Annotated in this window: 13 protein-coding genes; 7 read left to right on the top strand and 6 right to left on the bottom strand. The window is 72.7% G+C overall.

The window, feature by feature from the left end:
• Positions 1–366 precede the first annotated feature (366 nt).
• Positions 367–1,563: a sensor histidine kinase gene (locus ACWJ6R_RS16600; RefSeq protein ID WP_449063084.1), complete on the top strand. Its 1,197-nt coding sequence runs from the start codon at positions 367–369 to the stop codon at positions 1,561–1,563.
• Between the two features lie 266 nt (positions 1,564–1,829).
• On the opposite strand, the gene ACWJ6R_RS16595 is transcribed toward ACWJ6R_RS16600, so the two are convergent.
• The 4 genes from ACWJ6R_RS16595 to ACWJ6R_RS16580 all read right to left on the bottom strand — a co-directional run bounded on the left by ACWJ6R_RS16595 (position 1,830) and on the right by ACWJ6R_RS16580 (position 6,560).
• On the bottom strand, positions 1,830–2,564 hold the full coding sequence (locus ACWJ6R_RS16595; RefSeq protein WP_449063083.1) for a type II secretion system F family protein: 735 nt from the start codon (positions 2,562–2,564) through the stop codon (positions 1,830–1,832).
• Between the two features lie 8 nt (positions 2,565–2,572).
• Entirely contained in the window at positions 2,573–3,763 is a 1,191-nt protein-coding gene (locus ACWJ6R_RS16590) for a TadA family conjugal transfer-associated ATPase (RefSeq protein ID WP_449063082.1), read from the bottom strand.
• Positions 3,760–4,821: a septum site-determining protein Ssd gene (gene ssd / locus ACWJ6R_RS16585; RefSeq protein ID WP_449063081.1), complete on the bottom strand. Its 1,062-nt coding sequence runs from the start codon at positions 4,819–4,821 to the stop codon at positions 3,760–3,762. Before ssd ends, ACWJ6R_RS16590 begins: the two co-directional genes overlap by 4 nt.
• 965 nt (positions 4,822–5,786) lie before the next feature.
• Positions 5,787–6,560 carry an oxidoreductase gene (locus ACWJ6R_RS16580; RefSeq protein WP_449063080.1) on the bottom strand — a complete coding sequence of 258 codons (774 nt, stop codon included), beginning with the start codon at positions 6,558–6,560 and terminating at the stop codon, positions 5,787–5,789.
• Positions 6,561–6,887: 327 nt separating this feature from the next.
• On the opposite strand from ACWJ6R_RS16580, the gene acs reads away from it, so the two are divergent.
• The 5 genes from acs (at position 6,888) to ACWJ6R_RS16555 (ending at position 11,401) form a co-directional block, all read left to right on the top strand.
• Positions 6,888–8,873, top strand: coding sequence for an acetate--CoA ligase (acs, locus tag ACWJ6R_RS16575; protein ID WP_449063079.1), 1,986 nt, complete (start codon positions 6,888–6,890; stop codon positions 8,871–8,873).
• A gap of 429 nt (positions 8,874–9,302) precedes the next feature.
• Entirely contained in the window at positions 9,303–9,479 is a 177-nt protein-coding gene (locus tag ACWJ6R_RS16570; protein WP_449063078.1) for a hypothetical protein, read from the top strand.
• 10 nt (positions 9,480–9,489) lie between these two features.
• On the top strand, positions 9,490–9,972 hold the full coding sequence (locus tag ACWJ6R_RS16565) for a phage holin family protein (protein ID WP_449063077.1): 483 nt from the start codon (positions 9,490–9,492) through the stop codon (positions 9,970–9,972).
• Positions 9,969–10,892, top strand: a complete 924-nt coding sequence (locus tag ACWJ6R_RS16560) for an alpha/beta fold hydrolase (protein ID WP_449063076.1) — start codon at positions 9,969–9,971, stop codon at positions 10,890–10,892. The genes ACWJ6R_RS16565 and ACWJ6R_RS16560 overlap by 4 nt, the downstream gene beginning before the upstream one ends.
• On the top strand, positions 10,889–11,401 hold the full coding sequence (locus tag ACWJ6R_RS16555) for a DUF309 domain-containing protein (RefSeq protein ID WP_449063075.1): 513 nt from the start codon (positions 10,889–10,891) through the stop codon (positions 11,399–11,401). The genes ACWJ6R_RS16560 and ACWJ6R_RS16555 overlap by 4 nt, the downstream gene beginning before the upstream one ends.
• Positions 11,402–11,549: 148 nt before the next feature.
• On the opposite strand, the gene ACWJ6R_RS16550 is transcribed toward ACWJ6R_RS16555, so the two are convergent.
• Entirely contained in the window at positions 11,550–12,749 is a 1,200-nt protein-coding gene (locus ACWJ6R_RS16550; RefSeq protein WP_449063074.1) for a MarP family serine protease, read from the bottom strand.
• Between the two features lie 73 nt (positions 12,750–12,822).
• Here ACWJ6R_RS16550 and ACWJ6R_RS16545 point away from each other — a divergent pair, with 73 nt between their 5' ends.
• Positions 12,823–13,341, top strand: a complete 519-nt coding sequence (locus ACWJ6R_RS16545) for a HEAT repeat domain-containing protein (RefSeq protein WP_449063073.1) — start codon at positions 12,823–12,825, stop codon at positions 13,339–13,341.
• Positions 13,342–13,535: 194 nt separating this feature from the next.
• Here ACWJ6R_RS16545 and ACWJ6R_RS16540 read toward each other — a convergent pair.
• The coding region (locus tag ACWJ6R_RS16540; RefSeq protein WP_449063072.1) for an NUDIX hydrolase at positions 13,536–13,997 on the bottom strand (462 nt) is incomplete at its 5' end.

Genomic DNA, 13,997 nt, shown 5'->3' with positions numbered 1-13,997 from the left:
CGCCGGGGCCCCTCCGAAGGGCTCCGCGGCCGGTGCGGGCTCCGCCGCCTCCGCGGCCGGGGCCGCCGCGAGCAGGCAGGACAGCCCCGCCAACGCGACGATCATGCGTCGAACGACTCTGGCACCCATAAGACCTCTTCCGCTGTGTCTCACACGTGTCCCCGACCGGACGCCCCCGTCTTCCAGATCTTTGTACAACGTTGTATTCAACGTTGTACATAGTCGGCGGCCGCCCTCCTGGTGCGAACTTCACCGCGCCCGGCCCGCGCCGGAGGGGCCGGCGGCGGACGGTCATGGAAGACGGACAGGAAAGACGGACAGGGGAGACGGTGCCCGGCACGGTCGGGGACGGATAGGGTCCGGGGCGTGGAACCCGTCGTGGCCGTGCTGCTGGTCGTCGCCCTGGTCGGAGTGCCCGCCCTGGTGCTCTGGCGGGTGCTGCGCGGACGGCGGGAGCTGGGCAGCAGCCCCGCCGAGCGGGCCACCTTCGAGACCCTGCACACCGCCTCGCTCGCGGCCCCGCCGCTGCGGGCCGGGCTGACCGAGGCGGGAGCCCAGAAGGCCTCCCGGCACCTGCGCGCGCTGCTCGGCTCACCGGCGCTGGCGATCGCCGACGAGCAGCGGCTGCTGGTCTACGACGGCGAGGGGGACCACCACGCCCGCGAGGCCTTCGAGCACGCCGGCAAGACCCTGGCCGACGGCCGGACCCAGGTGCTGGGACCGGAGATCGTCTCCTGCGACCTGCCCGAGTGCCCGATCCGGTTCGCCGTCGTGGTGCCGCTCACCACCGACGGCCGGGTGGTGGGCTCGCTGGCCGCCTACGGCGGCCACGCCTCCGCGGGCCTGGTCCGCGCCGCCCACGAGGTGGCGAACTGGGTGAACTCGCAACTGGAGCTGGCCGAGCTCGACCGATCCCGGACGCGGCTGATGGAGGCCGAGGTCCGGGCGCTGCGCGCGCAGATCTCCCCGCACTTCATCTACAACTCGCTGACCACGATCGCGAGCTTCGTCCGCTCCGACCCCGACCGCTCCCGGGAGCTGCTGCTGGAGTTCGCCGACTTCACCCGCTACTCCTTCCGCAGGCACGGGGAGTTCACCACGCTCGCCGAGGAGCTGCGCTCCATCGACCGCTACCTGACCCTGGAGCGCGCCCGCTTCGGCGACCAGCTCCAGGTCACGCTCCGGATCGCGCCCGAGGTGCTCGCGGTGGCGGTGCCGTTCCTGTGTCTGCAGCCCCTGGTGGAGAACGCCGTACGGCACGGCCTGGAGAGCAAGCCCGGCGTGGGCCGGATCTCCATCCTCGCCGAGGACGCCGGGGCCGAGTGCCGGATCAGCGTCGAGGACGACGGGGTCGGCATGGACCCCGACCGGCTCCGCCGCATCCTGGCCGGTGACGCCGACGCGCGGTCGGGGACCGGGGGAGTGGGCCTGGCCAACGTGGACGAGCGGCTGCGCCAGGTCTACGGCGACGAGTACGGCCTGGTGGTGGAGACCGGCCGGGGCGCCGGGACGAAGGTGAGCGTCCGCCTGCCCAAGTACCATCCCGGCGTGTCCGCAGACTGATCCGCCCCCGCCCCCGCCCCCGGCCGCCCGGTGCCGCCGGATCCGCTCTCGCGGAGGTGATTCCCACCCGCAGAGGAGTGCGCCGGGAGCAAGGGACGCAAGGGAAGCGGAGGATGCGGACGTGCCCGCCGGAGCCGGCGGACCGGATCGGCGGGCGACGTCCACATCCAGACCGCGGCGGCGGTGAGCACGGCGGTCGGCGTCCCGGCCGCCAGAGCGTTCATCACACCCATGTGTTCCTCTCTCCCTCCGGCCCCACCGGAGGTTCAGGCACGTTCGGCTCGGGCGACGAGCTGCCGGGTCCACCACAGGCCGCAGCCGTCGAGAGCGACGCCGAGCACCAGACAGGCCGTTCCCACCGGACCACCGAACAAGAAGTCGAGGGGGCGCATGCCCAGTCCCGCCGCCATCGACAGACCCAGGACCGGAAGTCCCGCGAGCAGCCGGGCCGTCGCGCGCGGACCGGCGAGCTGAGCCGCGACGTCCTGGCGATGGCTTTCGGCCTCTCTGAGGGAGACCGCCACCCGATCGACGAGGATGACGAGCCCTCCGCCGACGGTCACCCCTGCCTGCCAGCAAGCGGCCAGTCTCCTGAGCCCTTCGCCTCCCCGCTCCGGTGCGGCGGCCAGCAGGGTCGCCGGGACGTCCCCGCCGTCCCGCGCCGCCGCGATCAGGGAACGGAGTGCCATCGGGTCGGGGAACGTCACCGCCGCTCCCGCCCGGATCAATGCTTCGTGCGCGGTCCGGCCGGCGGCCAGTTCGGCGGCCAGTCCCTGGCAGAGTTCCAGAGAGGCCGCCCGCCAGGCCGCCGCGCTCCGGGACGGCCGGGAACGGCGGGCAGGCCACCTCGGGGAGGAGCGCGGCCCGGCGGAGCCGTACCGTCGTGGTCCCGGTGGACGCCGAAGCCGCCGTAGCCGGGCGGCCGCCGGATCCGGTCCCGTCCACAACCAGGCGGTCGACCCCGCGAGGAGCAGAGCGGCGACGGCCGGGACGGCGGTCATGTCCACGATCACGACCGCGGAAGGACGCCGGGAACACGGGCCGCCAGGGCGGGCAGCCCCGGGCCGCGGACCACCTGACCGTCCGGAGTGAAGGTGAGCGCCGGTTCGGCCCGGACCAGGCCCGACGGGTGGCGCGCCATCATGCATATCTCCGCCACCCGGCGGCGGCCGCCGGCATGGTCGCGGACGAGGTGGACGACGGCGTCCAGTGCCGAGGCGATCTGGCTGTGGACCGCCTCCCTGCTGAGACCCGCGGCACAGGCGAGGGCCTCCAGCCGGGAGGGGACGTCGGCCGCCGTGTTGGCGTGCAGCGTGCCGCATCCCCCTTCGTGCCCGGTGTTCAGCGCGGCCAGGAGGTCGACGACCTCCGCCCCGCGGACCTCGCCGACGACGAGGCGGTCCGGGCGCATCCGCAGCGCCTGACGGACCAGATCACGCAGGCCGACTCCCCCTGCGCCCTCGATGTTGGCCGGGCGCGACTCCAGACGCACGACGTGGGGGTGCACGGGTCGCAGCTCCGCGGAGTCCTCGACCAAGAGCAGGCGATCGCCGTGGTCCGCCAGGGAGAGCAGCGCGGACAGCAGGGTCGTCTTCCCCGTGCCCGTACCGCCTGAGACCAGGAAGGCGAGCCGGGACTCGATCATCGCGGTGAGCACCGGAACGGCATCGGGCCCGATCGTCCCCGCCTCGGCGAGGTCGGGAAGGGTGAACGTGCGGCGCGGCGGGAGCCTCAGGGACAGGCAGGTGCCGCCAGGGGCCACCAGGGGCAGCACGGCGTGGAGCCGGACTCCGCCAGCCAGCCTGGCGTCCACGTAGGGGCAGGCATCGTCGAGGCGACGCCCCGCGGCCGACGCCAGCCGTTGCGCGAGCCTCCGGACCGCCTCCTCGTCGGGGAAGGCCACCTGGGTCCGGCGCAGGCCGGCGCCGTCATCGATCCACACCTCGCGCGGGCCGTTCACCAGCACGTCGGTCACCTCCGGTTCTGCCAGCAGCGGTTCCAGTGGACCGGCTCCGATCAGATCCGCGCACAGAGCCCTGGCCACCGCCAGGATCTCGGCGTCACCCAGCGTCGCCCGCTCGGCCCGGAGCGCGGCGGTGACGTGCGCGGCGCTGGGCTCGACACCGGCCCGCGCCAGCCGTATCCGGACCGCCTCGACCAGTTCGGGCGAGGCCGCGGTGGCGGGCGGGACCCGGTTCACGTCCCGGCTCCGGCCATGCGGACCCCGGCCAGGGAGTCCAGGAACGTCCGGCAGAACCGGCCCAGAGCGGTTCGCCGGCCGATCGGGGGGATGTCCCCCCGGTTCAGCGCGCTCATGAGGCGGGGTTGGTCGGGCAGGCTTCCGGCGCACGGTGTGCCGAGGGAGGCGGTGACCACCTCGTCCTCCAGGACTCCGCTCCGGACGACCGCCTGGATCTCCCCGGTGTGCCCGCGGATCCCCGTGAGCACCTGGGCCGCGGCGAGGACGCCGCGCACGTCCGCGGTGACGACCAGCAGCGCGGTGGCCGCCCGGCTCAGGGCCTCCACCGCGGCCGGGTCGGGAGCGCGCGGGAGGTCGACGACCACGAGGTCGAATCCGCGTTGACCCGCGTCGAGGACCGAGCGCATCGCCTCGGCCGGGATGGGCTCGGCCTCGCCGCGGTGGAAGGAGAGCAGAGTCAGCTCGGAGAAGGTGGGCAGCGCCGCCTGGAGAGCGGTGAAACTGACCCTGCCCTCCCTGGCGACCAGGTCGGACCAGCGGGCGCCCTCGGCCTCCTCCTGACCGAGCAGGAGGTCGAGCCCGCCGCCGAGCGGATCGGCGTCGACGAGGAGGGTCCGCCGACACCTGCGGGCCGAGGTCAGGGCGAGCCCGGCGGCGAGCACGCTGGCTCCGGCCCCGCCGCGCCCACCGATGACGCAGACGACCTGCCCGGCTCTCGTGGCGGGCTCCGCGACGTCGGCGAACTCGTCGGCCAGCCGACGCTCGGCCGCGGGGAGCTCCAGCACGGCCTGGGCACCGACCGCGACGCACTTACGCCAGGTGTCGGGATCACCGGGATCGCGCGTGACCAGCATGACCCGGTGCCGGGCCGGTGGTCCGGTCGCCGCCATGGCGTCGGCGGCATCGCTGCCGACGACCACCATCGGGGCCCGGCTCCAGTAGGGCCGGGCGTGTGCGGGCGCATGCGCGACGTCGAGCTCCGCTCCGGCGGCCGCGGCGACGCGCAGCAGGTCGTCGAGCAGGTCGTGGTCCTCGGTGATGACCAGCGGGCGGTCCAAGATGCCTCCCTGGAAGGTGGGAGACCCACCTTCCAGGGGGATCCGCTCCGCCCGAGCCCTCGAATCCTGCTCTGTGGACGACCGTCCGGCAGTCTTCATCGCCTGTGGACGACCGTCCGGGGCCGACTCCGTGGAGAACGCCCGGGGACGAGTACCTGAAAAGGGGGCGACCCCGCTGGGGGGGATAGCGGGGGTCGCCTAGCGGTCCGGCTCTGGGGGGGGGTAGAGCCGGTCCCGTTTCAGAGGAAGGCTTTCAACGGCGGTCCTGTCAGGGCAAGGGATCCGCAGAACCGACCACGTGTAGTCGCTCCGGTCCAGAGGAAGACAACCGTATCGTGCCCCATGCTCTCAGGCCCCGTCGAGAAGAAATTTTCGGGTTTCTCCGCTATCTCCGCATTAAGGACTCGATGGCAGGGCCGAAACCGAGGACGCCCTTCTTCGCCACCCTTCGATGATCACGGATAGTGATCATCGATTGAGCGCCGGCCCCCCTTCGCGACAGGGCCTCTCTTCCCCAGCGCGACGCCTGGGAGCATTCGGGATGGTTCATCCCAAACGTTCCGGAATCCGTAAAGGTCTTGGTCCTGGGGGTTCCCATCAGCCGGAATCCGTCATACAAAGGTTTCACGGACCCAGTGTCCGCGCACGGCCACCAGGTACCCACGCGCGACCAGCCGCGGGAGGCGCGTCGACACGGGCTTGCCCCGTTTCGACGAATACAGGTGCACGCTTGGTAACCAGGTGAGACGTGCAGGCGACGGCGCCCCGCAAAGGGGCGCCGTCCGCTTTTCACGCTTCATGTCCGCAACCTCAGCGACCAGGCCTCTCCGCACCCGGCCCGCATCACGCCGATCCGCAGCCCGCACCGCACCGGGACCGCACCGGGACCGCACCGGGACCGCACCGGGACCGCACCGGGACCGTCGCAGATCCTGCACCGGGCCACCGCACCGGGCCCGTCCGGGTCAGCCCCGCTGCATGGCCTCACAGATCGCCGTGGCCTCGCGCACCCCGAGCGTGACCGCCGCGGCGCAGTGCCGTACCCAGGCCGTGATCCCGTCGGGGGTGCCGGTCAGATAGGCCCGCAGACCATCCCCGTAGGCGGGCCCGAGCTCCAGGTGACCCAGTTCCACCGCCGCCAGCGACTTCGGGTCCAGCCCGAACTCCACCAGTGTGAGCCGCTCCGCGGCTCTCGCGACGATTCCGTCCGCCGTGCCGAACGGCCGCAGCACGGCCAGCTCCGCGTGCACGATGGCGGCCAGTACCAGCGCGGGCGCCTTGGAGTCGGCCGTCACCAGGCCGACCAGCCCGTCCACCCGGGCCACCGTCGCTTCGGCTCCCGGTGCGGCGCCCACCCCGAGCAGATCCGGTGCCGTCTCGGTGGCCCTGGGCCGGCCGAGGTCCTCGGTGAGGCCGGCCGCGGCCAAGGTGTGCAGCCTGGCCAGCACCTGCCGCGGCGCCGTACGCCAGGTGCGGCCGAGCCCGCCGAGCTCGGCCGAGACGCGCAGTGCGCCCTGGACGACGGGGTCGGCGGTCTCAGGGATCGCCTCCAAGGGGATGTCGGCCCCCTCCAGCGCGGCGGACGCGCGGGCCCCCCGCAGGGCCGACCTGGCCGACACCTCCGGGCTCTTGCGCCGCAGCACGCGATGCCCGTAGAGCCGGTCCACGGCCTTGCGCACGTCGGCCACGGCCTCGGACACTCCCGGCAGCTCGGCGATGACAGCCAATGGGTCGCTCACGGTTCCCGACCCTACCGGCCGGTCAACAAACCGCGGACCGCGCCGTGCGCCTGTCGCCGGAACGCGGCGCCGGACCGTTCACCGAACATATGGCGCCATCCGGCGCAGCACCCCGCCGGGGCCCGTGGAACGCCGTGCCCTCCGTTCCTAGTGTCGGGATCGACCGCTTCCACGGACCCTCTTATCCACCCCTGAGCCCATACGAACCGGGACGTCCCTTGCATCCGCTTGGTACAGACCTGTCTAGACCTCTTGTGGCGGACGGCTCCACCCTGGTGAAGTGGGACACATCCGAAGCCGATGAGCAGTACGAGTAAGGAGTGCGTAGTGGCCCCGGAGACCCCTGGTTCCGAACCGCGTGAGCCCCAGGAGACGCTGTCGAACCTGCTGAGCGAGACCCGGCGGTTCGCTCCTCCCGCCGAACTGGCCGCGGCCGCGAACGTGACCGAGCAGGCCTACACCGAGGCGGAGGCCGACCGGCTGGCGTTCTGGGACAGGCAGGCCGAGCGGCTGAGCTGGTCCAGGCGCTGGGACACCACCCTGGAGTGGAACCCGCCCTTCGCCAAGTGGTTCGTCGGCGGCGAGCTGAACGTCGCCTACAACTGCGTCGACCGCCACGTCGAGGCGGGGCGCGGCGACAAGATCGCCTACCACTGGGAGGGCGAGCCCGAGGGCGACACCCGCACGATCACCTACGCCGACCTCCAGCGGGAGGTCGGCAAGGCGGCGAACGCCCTGACCGAGCTGGGCGTCGGCAAGGGCGACCGGGTCGCGATCTACATGCCGATGATCCCCGAGCTGCCGATCACGATGCTCGCCTGCGCCCGCATCGGCGCGATCCACTCCGTCGTCTTCGGCGGCTTCTCCGCCACCGCGCTCAGCGGCCGGATCAAGGACGCCGACGCCAAGATCGTGGTCACCGCCGACGGCGGCTACCGCCGCGGCGCGCCCAGTGCCCTCAAGCCGACCGTGGACGAGGCGGTCAAGGAGTGCCCCGGCATCGAGCACGTGCTCGTGGTCCGCCGGACCGGCCAGGAGGTGGACTGGACCGGCAAGGACGTCTGGTGGCACGACCTGGTGGAGCGCCAGAGCACCGAGCACGCCCCGGTCCCGCACGACTCCGAGCACCCGCTCTACATCCTCTACACCAGCGGCACGACCGGCCGGCCGAAGGGCATCCTGCACACCACCGGCGGCTATCTGACCCAGACCGCCTACACCCACCACGCGGTCTTCGACCTCAAGCCCGAGACCGACGTCTACTGGTGCACCGCCGACATCGGCTGGGTGACCGGGCACTCCTACATCGTGTACGGACCGCTCGCCAACGGCGCGACCAGCGTCATCTACGAGGGCACCCCGGACACCCCGCACCGCGGCCGCTTCTGGGAGATCGTGCAGAAGTACGGGGTCACGATCCTCTACACCGCCCCGACCGCGATCCGCACGTTCATGAAGTGGGGCGACGACATCCCCGCCAAGTACGACATGTCGTCCCTGCGGATCCTGGGCAGCGTCGGCGAGCCGATCAACCCCGAGGCCTACGTCTGGTACCGCGAGCACATCGGCGCGGGCCGCACCCCGGTCGTGGACACCTGGTGGCAGACCGAGACCGGCGCCATCATGATCAGCCCGCTCCCCGGTGTGACCAGCGGCAAGCCGGGCGCCGCCATGCGCCCGCTGCCCGGTATCACCGCCGAGGTGGTCGACGACCAGGGCAACGGCGTCGGCAACGGCGGCGGCGGATACCTCGCCATCCGCGACCCGTGGCCGTCGATGCTCCGCACGATCTGGGGCGACGACCAGCGCTACATCGACACCTACTGGTCCCGCTTCGAGGGCGTGTACTTCGCGGGCGACGGCGCCAAGAAGGACGAGGACGGCGACATCTGGCTGCTGGGCCGCGTCGACGACGTCATGCTCGTCTCGGGCCACAACATCTCCACCACCGAGGTGGAGTCGGCCCTGGTCTCCCACCCGAAGGTCGCCGAGGCGGCCGTGGTCGGCGCGACCGACCCGGTGACCGGCCAGGCCATCGTCTCGTTCGTGATCCTGCGCGGCGGCGCCGAGGAGGGCGCGGACATCGCCGCCGAGCTCCGCGCCCACGTGGCCAAGACCCTCGGCCCGATCGCCAAGCCCCGGCAGATCCTGGTGGTCCCCGAGCTGCCGAAGACCCGCTCGGGCAAGATCATGCGGCGCCTGCTCCGCGATGTGGCGGAGAACCGCAGCGTCGGCGACGTCACCACCCTGGCCGACAGCACGGTGATGAACCTCATCTCCGAGAAACTGCCCAGCGCCAAGAGCGAGGACTGACCCCCTCCGGGACGGGTCCCCACCGCGCCGGGGATCCGTCCCGGCGCGGCGGGCGCGGGTCTTCGAGGCCTCGCCCGCCGCGCCGTATGGGATTGTCGCGAAATATCCGGTTAATCGACTCCGTATAGGCTGGTGGCCAGGAGTGCCGGGAAGTCTGGTCGGCGCGGGAGGGAACAGGCCCTCCCCGAACGCGCTTCCCGGGAGACCCATGTGCCGTGTCGCCGAGATCCCGCCGTTCCGGCCCGCCTCCCGCCGCGCCCGCCGGTCGGCCGAGGCCCTCCCCCGCCGAACCGGCCGGCCACCGGAAAGTTCCTCCGGGTCTTCGGCGGGGCGCGGCCGTCCCCGCGATCCGGATTGGCCAGACTCTCCGGTGAACCGCACCGGCGGGACGGGGCCGCGGCGCCGATACCGTCCGGGATCGGGTCCACCGTGTCGCTGCTCATCGCCGGCCCGGCCTTCGGCGATGATCCGGAGAGGTCGGACACGGTGACCGCGGACGTGCCCGCGACGGACCTCACCGCCGTGCCGCCGCCGGCGGCTCTGCCCGAGGCGCGCGTGCGCAGAAACCCCAACGCGCAGGATGATGTTGGCATCGGCGCTCGATAGGAGATCGTTCATGACGCACAATCCGGCCACGGAGCCGCAGGAGGAGTCCCTGGGCTCGCTGGTCGCCGCGGCCAGCAGCCACATCTCCACCCTGGTCCGAGCCGAGATCGAACTGGCCAAGGCCGAGCTGCGGTTCGACGCCAAGCGCGTCGGCCTGGCGGCGGGACTGTTCGCCGCCGCGGCGTTCATGGCCCACCTGTGCCTGATCCTCGCATCCTTCGCCATCGCCTACGCCCTGGTGGGCGTGTTCGACTGGGCGGAGGGCTGGGCCTTCGCGACCGTCACCCTCTTCTACCTGGTCGTGGCGGGCCTGCTGGTCCTCGTCGGTGTCCGGCGGCTCAAGGGCCTGACCGGGATGAAGCGGACGCTCCGCTCGCTCAAGACCATCAAGAGCGGCGAGAGCGAGCTCTCCGGTTCGTCCCCCGCCCCCGTCCCCTCCCCCTCCGCCGGGAAGCCCGGCGACCCCCGAGAGTCGGTGAAACCGGACCAGTGAGCCGACCAGACGAGTCCGCGGTCCTCATCGAGGGCCCATGGACCCACCGCTCCGTGCACGCCCGCGGCACCCGCTTCCACATCGTGGAGGCCGGCGAGGGCCCCCTGGTGCTGCTGCTGCACGGGTTCCCCCAGTTCTGGTGGAGCTGGCGTCACCAGCTCGCCTCCCTGCCCGCCGCGGGTTACCGCGCCGTCGCCGTGGACCTGCGCGGCTACGGCGCCAGCGACAAGCCGCCGCGCGGCTACGACCTGCCGGCCCTGGCCGCCGACGCGACCGGTCTGATCCGCGCGCTGGGCGAGACCGGTGCGATCGTCGTCGGCCACGACTGGGGCGGCCTGATCGCCTGGACGATGGCCGCGCTCGACCCGAAGACGGTCCGGCGGCTGGCGGCGGTCTCGGCCCCGCACCCGCTGCGGCTCCGCTCCGCGCTGCGCTCCGACCCCTTCGGCCAGCTGCGGGCGAGCGCCCACGCGTTCGGCTTCCAGCTGCCGTTCCTGCCCGAGCGGCGGCTGACCGCCCACGGCGCCGCCCTGGTGGGCAGGCTGCTGGACGATTGGTCGGGGCCCGCCTGGCCGGAGGAGGAGGTGGCCCGGACCTACCGGGAGGCCTTCGGCATCCTCAACGTCGCCCACTGCGCGCTGGAGTACCACCGCTGGTTCGCCCGATCCCAGCTCCGCCCGGACGGGTTGCGGTACGCCAGGAGCATGCGGACCGGGATCGAGACGCCCACGCTGCACCTGCACGGCGCCCTCGACCGGCGGATGCTGCCGCGCACCGCCCAGGGCTCCGGCCGCCACGTGATCGCCCCCTACCGGTGGCGCCTGATGGAGGGCGCCGGGCACTTCCCGCACGAGGAGCGGCCCGCGGAGTTCGACGCCGAGCTGATCGACTGGCTGGCCGACCCGGAGCCCGACCGGTGATCCCCCGCGACCGCGACCCCGACGGACCCGGCCCGGCGGGCCCCCGCGACTCCGCGGCTCCGATCCCCCGCGACCGCGACCCCGATGGCCGGGCGCGCAACCAGCGGCCGCGCGACATGTTCGGCCGCCCGCTGCCGCGCGGGGCCGAGGGCGTGGAGCGTGTCCCCGACGACTACGCGCCGGACGCGGCCGAAGCCCTCGCCGAGGCGCGCCGGCTGCTCGCTGAGAACCGCCCCTTCCACGCTCACGAGGTGCTGGAGGCCCGCTGGAAGACCGGCCCGGCGGACGAGCGCGAGCTCTGGCAGGGGCTGGCGCAGATCTGCGTCGGCCTCACCCATCTCCAGCGGGGCAACCGGCGCGGGGCCTCGGCGCTGCTCACGCGCGGCGCCGCCCGGATCTCCGGGTACGGCCCGCCGTACCCGGAGATCGCCCGGACCGCCCGGGAGCTGGCAGGATCGGCGGAACCGGACCCGGCGGAGGCGATCGCCGGGATCAAGGCCCTGTTGTGAGGAGCCTTGCGGTGAGAGGCCCTGCTGGAGCCCTGCTGTGAAGGGCCCTGCGGGGGTCAGGAGGGCCGGGAGGGGTCCGGCCCCTCGGTGAGGAGGCCCGAGCGGGGCATCACCGGGGCCGAGCCGATCACCGGGCCAGGGCGCGGAGTCAGTGGTCGCACTCCTGGGTGCCGACCCGGTTGAGCAGACGGGATCCGTCCTCGGCGTCCGGGGCGACCTCGCTGGCGGTCAGGACGTAGCCCGTCTCCTGCTGGTCGAGGGCCGCGGCGAAGACGACGCCGTAGACCCGGCCGTCGGGGGTGAGCAACGGCCCGCCGGAGTTGCCCTGGCGGACCAGGCCGCGGATCGCGTAGACGTCGCGGACCACGCTGTTGCGCTCGTAGATGTCAGTGCCCTGGGCCTTGTGCCGTACCCGGATGCGGGCCTCATTGGGCGTGAAACCCTGCCCGTGCGGGAACCCCGCGATGATCGCGTCGTCGCCCGTCTCGACCTCTCCGGCGTAGAAGCGCAGGATCGGCAGGTCGAGCCCGGGGACGTGCAGGACCGCGATGTCCCTGTCGGGGTTGTAGAGCACGACCCTGGCCGGACGCGAGTCACCGCGGTGGTCGATAATCTGCAGGTCCTGGTCGACGCCGGCGACCACGTGGGCATTGGTCATGATCTTGTTCTGGGCGTAGACGAACCCGGTGCCCTCGATGTGCTTGCGGCAGCTCGAGGCGACGCCCTGGACCTTGACGATGCTCCTGCGGGCCCGCTCCAGCCGCGGGTTGCCCTTCAGCACGCCCTGGTCGGGCGGAGCCACCTCGACGAGGCGTCCGCCCCCGATGCCGTCGAACACCTTGGGGAAGCCCGACTTGTCGATGAAGTCCTTGATCGGGTTCTGGATGTCCTTGGCCGCCTGCGGCATCGCGTCGTCGACGGTGCCCAGCAGCAGCGACTTGTGCACCTGCTCGCTGATCAGCGTGAACTGGGACGAGGCGATCAGGCTGCCGATGAACCAGGTGCCGATCAGCACCGCCAGCGCGCTGGCGAACGTGCCGCCGACCGCGTCGACCACCTTGGCGGGCTCCCAGGTGACGTGGCTGCGGATCACCGCGCCGATCGTCGACGACGCGAACTGGCCGATGATGGCCGTGAGGAAGACGATCACGATGGCGAGCAGCGCCTGCTCGGTGTCGCCGTCGACCACGGCGCCGGCGATCGGCGGGGCGATGAAGACGCCGAGCAGCAGCCCGCCGACGAACCCCACGAAACTCATGGCCCCGATGATGAACCCCTGCCGGTATCCCGACACCGCGAAGGCCACCATGAGGGCGATCAGGACAAGGTCGAGGAGATCGCCGTTCACCCCTTTACGGTATCCAGCCACCGCCCCGCGCGCGTAGCCCTTCTCCGAGCTCCGTTGTGGCTATCGTTGCACTATGGCAACGATCGGGGGGCCGGTGTCCGTCGCGTCACTGATCGAGACGGCACTGAGAGATCCGGACCATGACGGGGCGATCCGCTGGAAGGCGATCGCCCAGCTGCAGGAACGGGGCGATCTGGAGACCTTCACCGCCGCTCGGCGGCTGTGCGAGGGCGCCACCACGGCCGAGCGCATGCTCGGCGTCGACATCCTCGGGCGGCTCGGCTTCACCGACCGGAGCCTGCCGGTCCTGCGCCTCCTCGCCGCCGGCGAGGACGACCCGATGGTGCTCTACTCGGTGCTGATCGCCTTCGGCCACCTGCGCGACCGCCGCGCGCTGCCCTCGGTGATCGAGCTGGCCGGGCATCCCGACGCCGGCGTCCGGTACGGCGCCGCCTACGCCCTGCCGAACATCATGGGCAGCCCGCCCGACCCCGCCGGCCTGGTCGCGCTGCGCCGCCTGGCGCACGACTCCGACGAGGACGTCGCCGACTGGGCCTGCCTGGGAATGAGCCTGGTGGGCGGCGGCGCGTAGCCGCTTCACCGCCGAGGCGCAGACGGCACACGAACGGCGTACGGCCGGCGCGCAAGCGGTCCACGGACGGCGTACGAGCGACGCGCGAGTGGCCCACGGACAACGCACGGCCGACGCGCGAGTGGCCCACGGACAACGCACGGCCGACGCGCGAGCGGTCCACGGACGACGCCGTCACCGGGCTCCGGGACGCCTCATCCCCGGGAGGCGAGATCCATGACCTCGGGAGGCACCTCCTCGACCCGTGAGCGGTCCCACGGCCGCTCGAAGCCCGAGACGGAGAGCACCCCGTCGAGCACGCCCGCCGTGAACCCCCAGACCAGCAGCCCCCGCACCCGGAACGCCGGGCCGGCGTAACCGCTCGGATGGCTCAGGACGAGCCGGTTGGCCGGGTCGACCAGCTCGGCTACCGGCACCCGCTCCACCGACTCCACCTCGTCGGGCGAGGCCGCGTGCACGGCGCTGGGCGTGTGCCACCAGCCGATCACCGGGGTCACCCGGTTGTCGCTGCGCCAGATGTACAGCTCGGGCATGGTCCCGACCACGTGCACGCCCGCCGGGTCCAGGCCGGTCTCCTCCTCGGCCTCGCGCAGCGCGGCGGCGACCGGGCCGCCGTCCTCCGGGTCGACGCCGCCGCCGGGGAAGGCGGCTGCCCC

Source organism: Planomonospora algeriensis, assembly GCF_977012225.1.
Note: the sequence above shows the minus strand (reverse complement) of the source record. Positions and strands in the feature narration are given on the sequence as shown.

Excerpts from the sequence above, each read along its gene's own strand:
- ACWJ6R_RS16595 (WP_449063083.1), bottom strand. The coding sequence starts at position 2,564 with ATGACCGCCGTCCCGGCCGTCGCCGCTCTGCTCCTCGCGGGGTCGACC.
- ACWJ6R_RS16545 (WP_449063073.1), top strand. The coding sequence starts at position 12,823 with ATGGCAACGATCGGGGGGCCGGTGTCCGTCGCGTCACTGATCGAGACG.
- ACWJ6R_RS16565 (WP_449063077.1), top strand. The coding sequence starts at position 9,490 with ATGACGCACAATCCGGCCACGGAGCCGCAGGAGGAGTCCCTGGGCTCG.